Origin of the sequence: Luminiphilus sp. nBUS_07, from assembly GCF_051201685.1 — a bacterium.
Classification (GTDB): domain Bacteria; phylum Pseudomonadota; class Gammaproteobacteria; order Pseudomonadales; family Halieaceae; genus Luminiphilus.
In genome coordinates this window covers 524,451-539,611 of sequence record NZ_CP179213.1, presented here as the reverse complement: position 1 = coordinate 539,611, position 15,161 = coordinate 524,451, and the positions used below count along the sequence as shown (strand labels likewise).

Annotated in this window: 13 protein-coding genes and 1 pseudogene; 2 read left to right on the top strand and 12 right to left on the bottom strand. The window is 54.0% G+C overall.

What is annotated here, in order from left to right:
• From ACMAZB_RS02385 to tsaE, 10 genes and pseudogenes are all read right to left on the bottom strand, one after another.
• Entirely contained in the window at window positions 1-1,293 is a 1,293-nt protein-coding gene (locus ACMAZB_RS02385) for an adenylosuccinate synthase (protein WP_435214110.1), read from the bottom strand.
• Window positions 1,290-2,480: an ATP phosphoribosyltransferase regulatory subunit gene (locus ACMAZB_RS02380; protein ID WP_435219246.1), complete on the bottom strand. Its 1,191-nt coding sequence runs from the start codon at window positions 2,478-2,480 to the stop codon at window positions 1,290-1,292. Before ACMAZB_RS02380 ends, ACMAZB_RS02385 begins: the two co-directional genes overlap by 4 nt.
• Window positions 2,481-2,488: 8 nt before the next feature.
• The gene (gene hflC / locus ACMAZB_RS02375; RefSeq protein WP_435214108.1) at window positions 2,489-3,376 is read right to left on the bottom strand and encodes a protease modulator HflC; all 888 of its coding nucleotides are present in this window, start codon (window positions 3,374-3,376) and stop codon (window positions 2,489-2,491) included.
• Entirely contained in the window at window positions 3,376-4,548 is a 1,173-nt protein-coding gene (gene hflK / locus ACMAZB_RS02370) for an FtsH protease activity modulator HflK (RefSeq protein WP_435219244.1), read from the bottom strand. Before hflK ends, hflC begins: the two co-directional genes overlap by 1 nt.
• Window positions 4,549-4,618: 70 nt before the next feature.
• On the bottom strand, window positions 4,619-5,836 hold the full coding sequence (gene hflX, locus ACMAZB_RS02365) for a ribosome rescue GTPase HflX (RefSeq protein WP_435220119.1): 1,218 nt from the start codon (window positions 5,834-5,836) through the stop codon (window positions 4,619-4,621).
• Between the two features lie 52 nt (window positions 5,837-5,888).
• The gene (hfq, locus tag ACMAZB_RS02360) at window positions 5,889-6,140 is read right to left on the bottom strand and encodes an RNA chaperone Hfq (protein ID WP_435214103.1); all 252 of its coding nucleotides are present in this window, start codon (window positions 6,138-6,140) and stop codon (window positions 5,889-5,891) included.
• 120 nt (window positions 6,141-6,260) lie between these two features.
• A complete protein-coding gene (gene miaA, locus ACMAZB_RS02355; RefSeq protein ID WP_435220118.1) occupies window positions 6,261-7,262 on the bottom strand; it encodes a tRNA (adenosine(37)-N6)-dimethylallyltransferase MiaA in 1,002 nt (333 codons plus the stop codon).
• 27 nt (window positions 7,263-7,289) lie between these two features.
• A complete protein-coding gene (mutL, locus tag ACMAZB_RS02350; RefSeq protein WP_435219242.1) occupies window positions 7,290-9,137 on the bottom strand; it encodes a DNA mismatch repair endonuclease MutL in 1,848 nt (615 codons plus the stop codon).
• Window positions 9,134-10,404, bottom strand: a pseudogene (locus ACMAZB_RS02345) (N-acetylmuramoyl-L-alanine amidase). The gene mutL and the pseudogene ACMAZB_RS02345 overlap by 4 nt, the downstream one beginning before the upstream one ends.
• A gap of 178 nt (window positions 10,405-10,582) precedes the next feature.
• Window positions 10,583-11,059 carry a tRNA (adenosine(37)-N6)-threonylcarbamoyltransferase complex ATPase subunit type 1 TsaE gene (gene tsaE, locus ACMAZB_RS02340; protein WP_435219240.1) on the bottom strand — a complete coding sequence of 159 codons (477 nt, stop codon included), beginning with the start codon at window positions 11,057-11,059 and terminating at the stop codon, window positions 10,583-10,585.
• 60 nt (window positions 11,060-11,119) lie between these two features.
• Here tsaE and queG point away from each other — a divergent pair, with 60 nt between their 5' ends.
• On the top strand, window positions 11,120-12,199 hold the full coding sequence (queG, locus tag ACMAZB_RS02335; protein ID WP_435219238.1) for a tRNA epoxyqueuosine(34) reductase QueG: 1,080 nt from the start codon (window positions 11,120-11,122) through the stop codon (window positions 12,197-12,199).
• 1 nt (window position 12,200) lies between these two features.
• Here queG and orn read toward each other — a convergent pair whose 3' ends face one another.
• The gene (gene orn / locus ACMAZB_RS02330; protein WP_435214097.1) at window positions 12,201-12,749 is read right to left on the bottom strand and encodes an oligoribonuclease; all 549 of its coding nucleotides are present in this window, start codon (window positions 12,747-12,749) and stop codon (window positions 12,201-12,203) included.
• Window positions 12,750-12,844: 95 nt separating this feature from the next.
• Here orn and rsgA point away from each other — a divergent pair, with 95 nt between their 5' ends.
• Window positions 12,845-13,798, top strand: a complete 954-nt coding sequence (gene rsgA, locus ACMAZB_RS02325; protein WP_435214095.1) for a ribosome small subunit-dependent GTPase A — start codon at window positions 12,845-12,847, stop codon at window positions 13,796-13,798.
• 123 nt (window positions 13,799-13,921) lie between these two features.
• Here rsgA and ACMAZB_RS02320 read toward each other — a convergent pair whose 3' ends face one another.
• A complete protein-coding gene (locus ACMAZB_RS02320; RefSeq protein ID WP_435219236.1) occupies window positions 13,922-15,088 on the bottom strand; it encodes a hypothetical protein in 1,167 nt (388 codons plus the stop codon).
• Between the last annotated feature and the right edge of the window lie 73 nt (window positions 15,089-15,161).

The window sequence follows — 15,161 nt, the reverse complement described above, 5'->3', positions numbered from 1 at the left end:
TTAACCAAATGGACTTCGGAGCACTATGGTCTCCTCTCGATCTGGGCCGGTGGAAATAATATCAATCGGCGCCCCCACAAGCTCCTCAAGGCGCGCGATGTAATCACGTGCAGCGGTCGGCAACAACGCAACGCTTTGCGCGCCCACGGTCGACTCATCCCAGCCGCTTAAGGTTTCATACACCGGCACCAGCTCCTCGTAGTCAACCGCATCAATAGGGTTTGCGACGGCATTACCTTGCTTATCCTCATAGGCAACACAAACCTTGATCTCGTCTAACCCATCCAGCACGTCTAGCTTGGTTAGGCACAAACCGGAAATCGAGTTGATGTTTACCGCTGTCCGCAAAGCTACGGCATCGAACCATCCGCAGCGTCTAGGCCGCCCAGTAGTCGCACCAAACTCGTGCCCGCGTTCAGCCAGGCGCTCTCCAACAGCATCAAACAGCTCAGTAGGAAAGGGCCCAGAGCCCACCCGCGTCGTGTAGGCCTTGGTAATACCCAAAACATAATCCAGATAAAGAGGCCCGAAACCTGAACCGGTAGCGGTTCCCCCAGCCGTTGTGTTGGAGCTGGTCACAAAAGGGTAGGTGCCGTGGTCAATGTCCAGCAAAGACCCCTGAGCACCCTCAAATAGAATACGAGCATTTGACGCCCGATAATCGTGAAGCATTGAAGTTACGTCCCCCATCATGGGCAGCAATTGCTCGCCCTCGGAGATCGCTTGATCAAATACCTGGTCAAGTTCTAGAGGCGCTGCCCCGTAGTAGTGCACTAAGGCATGGTTGTGATAATCGAGCACCTCGGTCAACGTCTCTTTAAAACGCGCAGGATTTCTTAGATCACCCAAACGCAACCCGCGCCTAGCGACCTTATCCTCATAAGCGGGACCGATACCTCTGCCCGTTGTGCCAATTTTATTGATGCCCCGCCGCTGCTCTCGAGCTTCATCAAGTGCCGCATGGTAAGCCAGTATTAACGGACAAGACGCAGAGATAACCAGACGCTCTCTGACGGGCACGCCCTTTTCTTCGAGCTCGCCCATTTCTTTAAGCAGTGCAGCGGGAGACAAGACCACCCCATTACCGATCAGGCACTGCACCCCCTCCCTCAAAATGCCAGAGGGAATGACATGCAAAACAGTCTTGACGCCGTTGATCACCAGGGTGTGGCCCGCGTTATGGCCTCCCTGAAAGCGCACTACCGCAGACGCCTGCTCTGTCAGCAAATCAACAATCTTGCCCTTGCCCTCATCACCCCACTGAGTGCCAAGGACCACCACGTTTTTACTCATTGATTCTCTCCTGGGTTTAGGGGCTGAATCACCCAGCCTTCATCGCCCTTCACCAGTCGTTCACGACACCGAGGATCGTGGGTGCCACCTAGGGCTGTTACCACTGACCGACCCGTCGCACGTAATTTTTGAACAACGTCTAAAAGTTCGACGTCTTTCGAATCTGGGGCAGACACCATGATATCGCCGCCAACACTCTGCCCAGCACCTGCAATTAAGGCTTTTAAATCAAAGGCAAAGCCGGTGGCTGGCCGCCTGCGGCCAAAAACCGCTCCAACGTTATCGTAGCGTCCGCCCGTAGCAACAGCCGTACCGATGCCATCTAAATAGGCCGCAAAAACCAAGCCCGTGTGGTACTGAAAACCGCGCAATTCAGCGAGATCAACATAAACTGAGACTGTGGGATGCACTGCCTGCACCGCATGAATGACTTGCTCGACCTCGTCTAGTGCGGATAGCGCCTCAGGCACACCCGCGAGGCAGGTTCGCGCCTGCTCAAGAACTTCGGGGCCGCCATGAAGGTTAACCAACGCCCTCAACACCGACATAACCTCGGCGTTAGCCGTTGTCAGCGCATTATCTAAATCGGGCAGCGACTTGCGTTGCAGCGCATCAAAGATGGTCTTCGCGTCATCGCCCTCAACGCCCAGATTTTTGAGTACAGCTTGATAGACGCCGACATGCCCCACATCCAAAGTGATGGGACCGTGTCGCTGTTCAGTATCAGCACGTGCCATCAAGGCAAGCATCAGATCAATAACCTCAAGGTCACCACTAATGTCCGCGCAGCCATAAAGCTCGGCCCCCAACTGTATGGGCGAGCGCCCTGCAGCCGTTGACTGGGGAGCACTGTGAAGTGTGGAACCTGCGTAGCACAGCCTTGTGACGCCCTCCTCACCTAGCGCATGTGCATCAATTCTTGCCACCTGTGGGGTCATATCTGCCCGCACGCCTAGCATCCGGCCGCTGTTTCGGTCGGAGAATTTGCAGGTGAGTACATCGAGATCGGCACCTAGCCCCACCAACAGAGAATCGGTGAACTCGACCAAAGGAGGAATGACGTAGCGGTAACCCCATCGGGCACAGTCGTCTAGCAGGGCTCTGCGCAGAGCCTCAACAGAAGCTGCCCTTTCAGGCAGCAACTCGTCAATGCCGTCGGGTAATAACCAACGCTCGTTGGACGTCATAACTCGACTTACTTGCCAGACTTGCTGCCGGCGTTCTGGCTTCTCAAGTACTGATAAAATTGATTATCAGGCTCGATTAGCATGATGTCGCTACCCGCATTAAAGGTCTCTTGGTAGGCCTTAAGGCTTCGGACGAAGGCATAAAACTCTGGATCCTGATTGTAGGCTTCTGCATAAATACGCGTCGCCTCAGCATCACCCAAACCTCGAACCATTTCTGCTTCTTTAAAAGCATTGGCCTCAAGTACGGTCACCTCTCGGTCTGCAGAAGCGCGAATTCCTTCAGCGAGCTCCTGGCCCTCTGATCGCAGTTCCCGCGCTTCTTTTTCCCGCTCAGCATTCATCCGTCGATACACCGAGTCTGAAACGTCTGGGGGCAGATCAATCTTCTTAACTCGAACGTCAATGACTTCTACACCCAATTCGGTAGCCGCCACTTCAGAGATCCTCCGGGTGATTGACTCCATCACCTCGTCTCGTGAACCGGAAACAACCTCTTGTACGGTGCGAACCGCCACTTCGTTACGAAGGCCGTCGTTGATGCGCTGCGCTAGCAATCCTGCGGCACGTGCCTCTTCGCCGTTGGTCGCGGTGTAGTAGGTGGCAGTATCGAGGACACGAAACTTGGCGTAGGAATCAACGATCAGCGCTTTTTTCTCTTGGGTGAAAAATCGCTCAGCCGGTGAGTCTACGGTCAGTATCCGACCGTCGAACAGACGCACGTTGTTCACAAAGGGCACTTTTATATGAATACCAGGTTTCAAGTCCGGATTTACCACTTCACCGAATTTGAGCAGGACACCCCGCTGGGTCTCTTTCACAACGTAAAGTGAATTCGACGCCACTATGACAACGAGGGCGAGGAGTATGCCTCCCCAAAGCTGTTTAACTGTCATCAGCGCGTACTCCTTCGCGTATCGTTCACATCAATGTCACGGCGGAACTCTTGTTTCAAGCGTTCAGTGATGTCTCGGAGATCGCGTTCACTCAATCCACTTCGAGAACTACCTGTTGCCGCACCACCCCCGGATGGGCGGGCAAGCTTATCAAGCGGCAGGTACATCACATTATTGCCACCCTCAACATCGACCAAGACTTTGTTGGTATTGGCCATGACGGTCTGCATGGCGTCTAGATACAAGCGATCTCGCGTAACTTTTGGTGACTTTTCATACTCGGCCAAAAGCTGCGTAAAACGAGAGGCTTCACCCTCTGCCTGAGCCATCACCTGCTGTTGATAAGCGCTGGCTTCCTCAAATACTCGCTGCGCACGGCCGCGAGCCTCCGGAACGATGCCATTGGCATAGGATTGGGCTTCGTTTTTCACCCGCTCTTCGTCCTCTCGAGCCTTAATCACATCATCAAAAGCGCCCTGCACCTGTGCCGGTGGCTTGCCTTCGTCAATGTTGATCTTACTCACCCGAATGCCGGTTCCGTAAGCGTCTAAGTATGTTTGTAATCGCTTGCGAACATCACCGGCAATCGCCGCACGACCCTCGGTTAAAACAAGGTCCATTGTGCTGTCACCGACAACATGGCGAAGCGCACTCTGCGCTGCGTGTTGCAAGGAAACCTCGGGGTCACGCACCTCGAGAACAAACTTCTCAGTGTCATCGATGAGATACTGCAGGGACATGGTGACCTCAACAATATTTTCATCTTGAGTAAGCATCACTTCTCGAACCTGAGCGGCGCGAATTTTCGTGGTGTTTACTTTGATCACTTCGTCGATCAACGGCGGATTCCACTGCAGGCCGGGCTGCATGGTTCCCGCATATTTTCCGAACCGCAAAACAATGGCACGCTCTTGCTCGTCGAGCTGATAGAAGCCTAAAAGTGCCCAAACAGTAATAGCACCTGCCGCAATAACCCCAAGCAACGCTCCTGACATGCGTCCACCAGAGCCGCCAGTGCCCCCTGCGCCACCGCCACCACGGCCGCCAAACAAAGAAGAAAGTCGCTGTTGCAGCTTTTTCAGGGCTTCGTCAAGATCAGGGGGTCCCTGATCATTGCCGCCCCACGGATCGCGAGGTCGGTTGTTGCCGCCCCCGGGCTCATTCCATGACATGTTTTATTCCTTGGTTATTGACCAGTACAGTCTAGCAAAATTGACGGTGTGTACCTAACGACATGGGGACTCAATATTGATGTTGCAAGCGATTCCAAACTTTTTGTGGCAACCGCACCTCTAAAAGGGTGTTTCCAGCGGCGGTAAAAGATTCGCTTAGCACCGCACCGATGTCAAAAAGCGCAGCTCGCAGCTTGCCTTGACCTGGTGTCAGCTCAACTTCCCCCTCGAATACCTCATCTTGCAAACGCTCCCTCAGCGCCTCCTCAAGTAGCGACAAACCTTCACCGGTCTGTGCAGAAAGATATACGGCTGTGGGGAGACCCTCCTCATCTCGAACAATTCGTGGTGACTGCTCGAGTAAATCTAGCTTATTAAATACGCACAACCTCGGCACATCGCCCGCGCCGATTTCAGCAAGTACTAAATCGACCTCAGATATCCAATAGTCACGCTGGTCCGCTGCCACATCGATAACATGTATTAGCAAATCGGCATTTAAGGTCTCTTCCAGTGTTGCTTTGAACGCGTCAATCAACGTGTGAGGCAAGTCGGAAATAAATCCTACGGTGTCTGCGAGCACAACATCACCAAGATGCGGAATCTCAACGCGGCGCAATGTCGGATCCAAAGTGGCAAACAGTTGGTCTGCAGCATAAACGTCGGCGGCAGCGTAACGGTTGAACAACGTCGATTTACCCGCATTGGTGTAGCCGACAATAGACAGTAACGGCAGTTCTGCGCGCTTTCTCGCCCGACGACTTTGCGCGCGCTGGGCTTTGACTTTATCAAGTCGGGATTCGATCGCTTTAATTCGAGCCCGCAGTAATCGCCGGTCTGTCTCGAGTTGCGTTTCCCCCGGACCTCTCAGGCCAATACCGCCCTTTTGTCGCTCTAAGTGCGTCCAACCCCGAACTAATCGCGTGCTCATGTGTTGCAGTTGTGCGAGCTCAACCTGCAATTTGCCCTCGTGGGTGCGCGCGCGCTGAGCAAAAATATCTAGGATTAAACCCGTTCTGGCAATAACGCGGCACTCGAGGGCACCCTCAAGATTGCGCTCCTGCGAGGGCGTAAGGGGATGATTAAAGACCACCAGCTCCGCTTCCTCGGCGTCTTTGACCGTGCGAATTTCATCGAGTTTTCCGGTGCCCACGAAGAATTTTGCTGTGGGTGCGCGGCGATGCCCGGTTACCATCGCTACGGGCTTGCCACCTGCCGATGTCACCAATTCCTCGAACTCTTGAGCATCAAGTTCCTGCCCGCCGTCATCGATAGCGAGTTGAACCAAAACGACGTTTTCACCGCCAGCATGACGGTCAAAGAGCTGCGCGTCTGAAGACTTAGCCGTTATCGGCGTTGTCCTCCTCGGGGCCGTCCAATGGGATGCGTACATTTCGCGCAGGCACCACAGTGGAGATGGCGTGCTTGTAAACCATCTGAGACACCGTATTTTTCAGTAACACCACAAATTGATCGAACGATTCTACTTGACCCTGCAGCTTGATACCGTTGACCAGGTATATTGAAACGGGAACCCGTTCCTTTCGTAAAGCATTGAGGTAAGGGTCTTGTAGCGTATGCCCTTTTGACATGGTAACTCCTAGTTGTCGTATCGCAGGCGTCACAAACCGTGACGCAAAGCAGCCCAATTCCGAGCGGGATATATTATAGCGCTTAGGCCCGTCATAACGCGAGTTAGTTCCGCAATAGTTCTAAAATGTTGCGTTAAGTGCCGCTTTAATAGCCGCATTTAGCGCCGCCATCTGGTGTTCGCTCTGGTGCAAAGGGCCAATTTCATTTTTTAGCAGCCCCTGTTTCTCGGCAAACTCACGCCAAATGGGCGTTGAATAATTTTCTACAGCCAAAAGCTCACCGCTGTCACCGGTCTTGAGCCACGCATCTGCTGGCCAGCGGCGCAGCCATGTCAGCTGGCGTTTAGCGAGCTGTCTGGTGGCGAATAGCACAGCCTGAGCGGCTTCATCTTGCGAGGTTTCCCCCTCTAAATGCGCCCAAAATTGGCGATAACCCACGGCCCGGATAGCGGGCAGCTCGGGGTTCAGGTCACCCCGTAGCCACAGTTTTCGCACCTCACCCAATAGCCCTGCATGCAACATCTTATCGAGTCGATCAGCGATACGGGCGTGCAGCACACTGCGCTCTGCAGGGCAAATCACCAAAGATATTGGCGATTCACCGAGAGCACTGTCACCGTCACCCTTTTGCCATTCGCTCAAGGGTTTCCCGGTCATCTGCCAAACCTCCAGCCCTCTGGCAATTCGCTGACTGTGATTGGGGTGCAAGCGCGACGCCAGGGTGGGGTCAACGCGCTGCAGGTGCTCATGCATCGCAGGCCACCCCTCTAGGACGGCATCGCGCTCGATTTTCTGCCGAATCATTGGGTCACTGGCAGGCATATTATCGAGACCCTCCAGCAGAGCCCGGAAATACAGCATCGTTCCCCCCACTAATATCGGCAACCGCCCTCGGGCCCTTATGTCGGAAATCGCAGCCGTGGCATCGCGGGAAAATTGCATCGCACTGTAGGGCTCGCTGGGATCCCTAATATTAATCAGGTGGTGTGGGTAGTCAGGCTTCGCGGTACCAATATCCAACCCTCGGTAAACCAACGCTGAATCTACCGAAATCAGCTCGCCGTTTAGCGATTGCGCCAGAGAAATTGCCAAGTCGGTTTTACCCGCTGCGGTAGGGCCCATGACACACAGTAAAGATGGGGCTGCCAATTAACGGCCCCTTAAAAACAACTTGTCCAAGTCCTGCATACCCAACTGAACCCATGTTGGTCTCCCGTGGTTACACTGACCCGACCGCTCAGTCATTTCCATATCGCGCAGCAACGCGTTCATTTCGGGCACGGTTAACCTTCGATTCGCGCGCACAGACCCATGGCACGCCATGGTCGACAAGAGTTCGTCTTCATGCGCGGCAATACGGTCTGACGTCCCAAATGTCATCATGTCGGACAGAACATCTCTTACTAAGGCGTCAATAGCACCACCAATTAAGGCAATAGGCACTTCGCGGATGACTAACTGCTCATCACCTGTAGCATCGAGCACTAGGCCCAGTGCCAGCAACGCTTGCGACATTTCGACGGCAGCCGCCACCTCCCGTGAGGACAACGTAATCGTTTGAGGCACCAATAAGGGCTGCGTTCTAATACCGCTGTCATCCCGCATGCGCTTTAGTCGTTCATAAGTAATGCGCTCGTGAGCAGCATGCATGTCCACTAAGACAAGGCCTTCAACATTTTCCGAGAGAATGAAGACACCATGCAGCTGCGCCAAGGCAAATCCCAAAGGCGGCACCTCAGATTCGTCGTCCCCCGGCCCGGGCGCTGCCATCGCCGTCGCGCTTTGACCACCGCGGTTTGAAGCAGAGCTGGAGTACAGGCGAGTGAGAGCACTGATATCTGAGGTGCCTGCCTGCACCTCGGGTTGCCAGTGCCCCCCCGCAGGCATGGACAGCCCCATGGGAGCCTGCTGCGGTGTTGTGGGCCACGCCACTCCCCCCGGCTCGTTAACGGCTGCCGTATCACTGGTTGCCGCCCCATCACCGGGTCGAAGGTCACCCAGAGCTCGGTGCAACGTACTGAAAATAAAACTGTGAACCTCGCGACCTTCTCTAAACCGCACTTCGTGCTTGGTCGGGTGCACATTGACATCGACCACCGCGGGGTCGACCTCTAAAAATAAGACATATGCTGGGTGACGGCCGTGAAAAAGAACATCGCGGTAAGCCTGCTTTATGGCGTGGGTCACAAGCTTGTCGCGGATGACACGCCCGTTGACGAAAAAATATTGCAAATCGGCTTGGCTACGGGAGAACGTCGGCAGACCCACCCATCCATAAAGCGAGAGGCCTCCCGCCTCACGCGTCAAAGCAACCGACTGCTCCATAAATGCTGAGCCGCAGACGGTGGCAATCCTTCGCTCACGCTCCGCCTGATTATTGGCCGCTTTCAGACTATGCAGGGTTTTGCCGTTATGCCTCAATGAAAAAGCAACATCGCTCCTAGCCAGCGCCTGACGTTTAAAGACTTCATCGATGTGACCCAACTCTGTTTTTTCAGTACGTAAAAATTTGCGTCGCGCGGGCGTATTGTAAAAGAGGTCACGAACCTCGAGGGTTGTGCCACGGGGATGGGACGCTGGACTCACCGACACGGTCATGTCTCGTCCTTCGGACTGAGCTACTCTGCCCTCCACCCCCTGATCTGAGGCATTACTGGTCAACGACAGCCGCGACACCGAGGCAATAGAAGCCAGCGCCTCCCCTCGAAAACCCAAAGTCCCTACCGCCTCAAGATCGTCTATTGAGTCAATCTTTGATGTCGCATGTCTCGCCAGCGCCAGCGTTAAGTCCTCAGCGGAGATTCCCTCGCCATTGTCACGCACCCGCATTAACTGGACGCCGCCGGACTCCAGCTCAATGTCGACTCGGGTGGCTCCGGCATCAAGACTATTTTCGATGGCTTCTTTGATCACCGAGGCTGGTCGCTCCACGACCTCACCTGCGGCGATCTGGTTTGCGAGACGGGTCGCTAATCTATGAATTCGATGCTGTGTCATTGGCCGTCAGGTATCTTTAATACTTGCCCGATACGAATGGTCGAGCCACTCAGCCCATTGGTGGCCTTGAGTGAATCGAGAGTCACCTCATATCGAGCCGCGATTTCAGAGAGTGTATCGCCCTTAGCGATGACATAAACACGCCCATCTGACTGATTGCCTTTTTGCCAGGCTAGTAGCGTACCCGCGGGAGGATGTGATTTGAACCAGGTCAAAATTCCGCTGTGAATAGCCCGCGCCATCTTGTCCTGATAACTCGATGAATTGAGCCGGCTAGCCTCGGTCGGATTTGAAATAAACCCTGTTTCGACCAATATCGATGGGATATCGGGGCTTTTGAGCACGGCGAATCCAGCCTGCTCAACTTTGGGCTTATGCAGCTTTGCAAAATCACCAATTTCAGCCAGCACTCTGGCACCCAAGCTCAAACTGGTGTCGAGCGTGGCTGTCATCGACAGGTCGGTTAGCACCCCTGCCAAGATGTCATCTTTATCCGATAGCCTGACGCCACCCACTAGGTCAGCAGAATTTTCACGATCCGCCAGATATTGCGCCGCCGTTGACGAAGCGCCTTTAGTTGACAGCGCGTAAACCGAGGCCCCGTTAGCTGAAGCCTGCCGGAAAGCGTCGGCATGAATCGAAACAAATAAATCTGCCTGGTATTTTCGTGCCAAATCCCGTCGCCCACGCAGGCTCACGTAGTAATCACCATCGCGGATCATGACAGGCTGCAGGCCAGGGGTTTCTTGCAGCCTCGCCTTTAGTTTTTTGGCGATCGCTAAAACAACTTTTTTCTCATACAGCTTTTTGGGCCCCAATGCCCCGGGATCTTCGCCACCGTGACCCGCATCAATAGCCACGATGATATCTCGGCGATTCGCCAGCTCATCTACGCTCTTCACCGCAGGCACCTCACTGCCTGAAACACCGTCGTCAAAAAGGTCGAGCACCAAACGATGACCGGTGCGCTCATTGGGCTCTAGCGGAAAACTTTTAGGACGGATCTTGGCTTCAAGATCGAAAACAATGCGTAAATCATCGCCTTTACGCACTCCCGAGCGCACTCGGGCAATGGGTGTATTTTCCAGGGCAGGTTGGTGAGGGCGTTGACTAGACGCGCATCCACCACGTCAATCACCAGGCGCCTTGGGTTGTCTAGCTCCAGTATCGAGTAAGAAATGGACTCCGAAAGATCAAAAACCACGCGGGTGTGATCAGGGGCCCGCCACAACCGAACGTCGAGAATCTCTGCCGCGTGCGCTGGCATTATGAGGGAAAAGAACAAGCACAGGAGCACACCGAAGGGTATGACTTTTGCTCTGCACCAATTTGCTTGCCCTGACGCCAATTGCACGCTCACTCTGTAGAGGGCATGCCTGCCCTAAATGTCGTTTATCTGCACGCGGGTCCGACTCAAAACCCAAACTTTTACGGTGTGCACTGCCCTAGTGCTTTTTACTCAGTTGCTCACAGACCAGCGCACCCTGTTCTGATCGCGGCATTAAGTGCAGCTGCCGCCCCTCACCCACAGGGGATAAATGAACCATTAGATCTGGAGGTGGCAACCAATCTCCACCGCGATCAGCCCACTCAACCAGCAATATAGCCGGAGTCATCAGATAGTCATCAAACCCCATGTAGGCTAGCTCTGCCGGATCGGCAATTCTGTAAAGGTCGAAGTGAAAAACCATAACACTATCGAACTCATAGGGCTCTACTAATGTGTATGTTGGGCTCTTCACGCTACCTTCATGGCCCAAGGCGCGCAGAAAGCCACGACTCAGTGTCGTCTTGCCTGCACCCAGCTCGCCACCAAGGTAAATCCGCAGAGGCGACGGGCAAACCCGAGCCAGACTTGCGCCAAAGGCCATGGTGCTGTGCTCATCTGGTAGATCAACGGTAAGTTCAGTCATATCTGTCATTGCGCAAGTGTACCGAAGCATTAGCACGACGGGGACATGTGGGTCTGTCAGAATGCCGCGATGACGCTTTCCAACAAAAATCCAGACTCTCTCGTTGCCATTCGGTCACAGCTGGAGCAATGGGCACAGGAATTGGGCTTTCAACAGGTGGGCATTACTGGGATAGACCTGGCCCAACACGAGGGCTATTTACAAAAATGGCTGGACGCCGGCTATCAGGGCGACATGCATTACATGACTCGGCACGGGCTGAAACGAGCGCGCCCCGCTGAACTCATTCCCGGAACCTGTACCGTGTTAACGCTGAGAATGGACTACTTCCCAGAGTCTGCCGCTGACCCCGAGGTGCTGTTGACCCAAAGTGATCGTGCCTACATCTCGCGCTATGCCCTAGGCCGCGACTACCACAAACTCATGCGGCAACGCCTTGCGCGACTCGCAAAGCGGATCGAAGCTGAACTGGGATCAGGGCAATACCGCGCCTTCGTCGACAGTGCACCAGTCCTCGAGCGCGCCCTGGCCGAGCAAGCGGGAATGGGATGGATCGCCAAAAACACCATGCTCATCAACGAGCGGGCAGGCTCCTGGTTTTTCCTTGGCGAAATCTACACCGACATACCCTTTAACACCGATGCCCCTAAAACCGAAAAACACTGCGGCAGCTGCACCGCCTGCCTCGATATCTGTCCTACCCAAGCTTTTGTGGCACCTCATGTCTTGGACGCCCGAAAATGTATTTCTTACCTCACTATTGAGCACCCGGGTTCGATTGACCCAGCGTTGCGCCCCTTAATGGGCAACCGTATTTATGGCTGTGATGATTGTCAGTTGGTATGCCCTTGGAATAAATTCTCCCAACCCACCCATGAGCCTGACTTTGCGCCACGTCACAATCTCGACAATGAAACACTTGCCCAATTGTTCGCTTGGACAGACCACGATTTTGAAACACGCCTGCAAGGATCGCCCATTCGCCGGATTGGCTATGAGCGCTGGCTGCGTAACATTGCCATTGCTTTGGGCAACGCCACCAAGACGATAGAAGTGATTGACGCATTAAGTAAACGCCGCGACCACCCCTCCCCCCTAGTCAGGGAGCACGTGGCTTGGGCGCTTGCCCAACACGCTGATCAGGTCTGAGTTATAACGAGGGCACCTGAAGAAAGTGGTCTCGGTAATAACGCAGCTCCTCGATCGACTCTCTAATGTCATCGAGAGCCAGATGGACATTGCGCTTTTTTAACCCCGGTAAATCAGGCCGCCAGCGACTAGCAAGAATTTTCAAAGAGCTCACGTCAAGATTGCGGTAATGGAAAAACGCCTCAAGGTCCGGCAAGTGACGCGCCATAAAGCGTCGGTCCTGACAGATGGAATTGCCGCACATCGGGGAGCGGCCTTTTGGCACCCATTTTTCTAGGAAAGCCAATGTCTCTCGCGTCGCGCGTTGCTCGTCGTAATCGCTCTCAAGCACTCTCTTTACCAGTCCAGAGGCTGTGTGATGGCTGGTATTCCAATCATCCATCGCATCGATTTCTGCCTGGCTTTGGCGAATCGCAATCACCGGTCCTTGCGCCAACTCATTCAGATCGCTATCTGTAATGATCACGGCCATTTCAATGACGCGATGCTGCTCAGGGATGAGGCCGGTCATCTCCAAATCGACCCAAATAAGATTTTGTGCGTCTGACATAAAGCCCTCCTAATTACCGGAAGTCTATCAGAGCTGCTATTAGGACATTAAAAACTTCACTCACAAGAACGGCAAGGACGCAGTAGACTGACCCCATGTCGAAACAACGCCTCAGTAAACAGCAACACCGACGCATTCAAGCGGCGCAGGATCGCTATCGCAATGACAGCGACCTAGGCGGTGAATCGGGACTGGTCATCGCGCGCTTCGGCAAACAGGTACTCATTGAGTCGGCAGATGGCGATCGACGAACAACCACACTTCGACGCCGCGCCGAAGACCCCGTCGCTGGAGATGAGGTTGTGTGGACACCGCAAGGTGAGCATGGGGTTATTGAAGCTTTACTACCCCGTCGCACCGTTATCTCAAGGCCCAATAGTCAGGGTGTACTCAGACCCATAGCCGCCAATATCGATCGCTTATTAATTGTCATCGCGCCACAACCCCTTGCTCAAGCCAATTTAATCGACCGCTATTTGGTGGCAGCCGGGCACGCAGGTATCGAGGCTAGCTTGGTGGTCAACAAGGCTGATTTGTTACCTGAGGCGCCATCGGTGCTTCAACTCGCCGAAATCTACAGTCACTTGGGTATTGAGGTGCTCACAACTGACCAGCTAAGTGACCCAACGGCTAACGCTTTGTTAGACATGGTGGCCACGCAAACCGTCGCACTGGTGGGGCAGTCGGGCGTTGGCAAGTCTTCGTTAATTCAGCGGTTATTGCCCGACCTAGAAATTCGCATCGGGGCTCTGTCTGACGCGGTCGGCCTGGGGCGACACACCACGACAGCCGCAGCCCTTTATCATTTGCCCGGAGGCGGTCGCCTCATAGACTCCCCCGGCGTCCGAGAATTTCACCTCAGCCACTTACCAAAAGACGCCATAGCCGCGGGGTTCGTGGAATTTGAACCGCTTCTAGGCTCGTGCCGTTTTCGGGATTGTAGCCACAGCCATGAGGTTCGTTGCGCGATACTCGAAGCGCATGAGCGCGGTGAAATTAGTGAAGATCGACTCAGCAGTTACCGTCAAATCGTCTCGTCGATGAGTTAAGAGATCCTTGAATACATGTCCGCACGAAGGACCCGCCGAGACATCACATGCTGCGCAATGTGCAGCGTCAAAGTTAGCGCGGTCGTTAGGCGTGTGAGGAGCTCATTGCCACCTTCCACACGCTTAGGAATCTCCGCGATCTTTACGCAAATCCTCAAAGAGTAAGAATTCGAAACGCAAGTCAACCCGCCAGGCTCCCTCTCTACTATCGTAGGGTTCATCAACACGCCAGTTGTAGCTGGGTTCAAACTCTATGAACAAATAATCACGGTAGGTTTGGCGACGGAATCTAACACCCAGTTTATAGTTAGAGACATAGTCGTAAGGCTCTGTAGCCCCCCAGACTTCACCGTAGACCATAAGGCCGCGTTCGGTGGGACCACCATTTGCGCGATCTGCATTCCAAAAGTTGATCCATTGCAAGCTGGTGCTCAATTCCAGACCGTCAGTACTAGATCCATACAGCGCCCGTGAGTAGCTGCGAATCAGCTTTTGATCATCGATTTGGTGGTCAAAAAGCAGTCGAGATGTACTGGTAGTGCCGTCCCCAGCATCAAATTGGACGCGCTCAATAAACCGCAGGCTATTACGCTCGCTCAAATCCCGTTGATAAGTGAACTTAACACCCGGCTTTGGCCCGTTAGAACCGACACCCAAGGTGAGCTTAAAGTCGACGTCAGAGTCTTCAAACCGGTTAACTTTTAATTCCAGGGCAACCCGAGACTGTGACTCATCTTGCTCGCCGTTGATGTCGTTGAGCGGGTCATCGCCTTGAAACACCAAATCAAGCCGCTTGGAAATTTGCGGCAGATTGACCTTACCACCCAGTCGAAAACGGACATCATTACCGAGACGCTCATCCCACTCATTGCTGACACGAAGCCGTAACCGCGAATATGCCTCAGTATCCTCAGAGTCACCTCCACCAAAATACGCGTCAAACCATTGGGTGAGGTCATCAGCCCTCTCAGTGACAAGACCATGTCCAGTATCCATCCATGAAGTGCCCTCGAACAGTGCCTCTTCATCGGATTCGACACTCTGATCCAACAGGGCTGCATCCTCCACTTGGTTGGATGTGGCATTGGGCTTCGACGCCGTTACTTCAGGGGCCGTGGTTTCCACGACCCGAACTTGTGTGGGCGCTTCTGCGGGTGCATCTGCGGTTAGACCAGCATCTTCCCCGGACGGGGTTTGAGCCCACGCTGGCAGCGCCATCGTTAACGCAATGGCGCACAAAAATCGAATACAACCTTTTTGAGCGTAGCTGTGCTGACAACTATTTTGCATAAACGTTGATTCCATAGTGCTAAATTCACTGACCTAGACGCCACCCCCCGCTAGAATACCTCCTTTCCTACGC